We start from the raw sequence: 348 nt of genomic DNA, 5'->3' as shown, positions 1-348 counted from the left end.
CTGATGTTCTGGTGGATGGTACCGGTATTTACCGGTGTGATCCTGGCGGCGCCTATTGTGCGTTACTCCAGCAGCCTGGAACTGGGCCGTCTGGCCAGATTGCATGGCCTGTTTATCAGCCCCAGCGAAGCCGCGGAGCCTCAGGAGCTAAAGCAGTTGCGCCTGCGCCTGGCGAATATGCCACAACAGCCAGCGCAAATTGCCTTTACTCCGATGCTGCCAAGCGAGCAATGGCGCGAAATGCCCACACAAAGCTTTGATACCCTCGACACAGCCGAAGTGCTGGCCAGCGTTAACCGCTAGGTCATTAAGACGCCGCTAAACAGCGGCGTCGCTATTTTCATTTCC

Annotated in this window: 1 pseudogene; it reads left to right on the top strand. The window is 56.9% G+C overall.

The features are described 5' to 3' along the window. Positions 1-303 (top strand): annotated as a pseudogene (locus J0A66_RS22225) (glucans biosynthesis glucosyltransferase MdoH); the annotation flags it as partial. Positions 304-348 lie beyond the last annotated feature (45 nt).

This window comes from Bowmanella dokdonensis (assembly GCF_017254865.1).
Taxonomy (GTDB): Bacteria; Pseudomonadota; Gammaproteobacteria; order Enterobacterales; family Alteromonadaceae; genus Bowmanella; species Bowmanella dokdonensis.
Note: the sequence above shows the minus strand (reverse complement) of the source record. Positions and strands in the feature narration are given on the sequence as shown.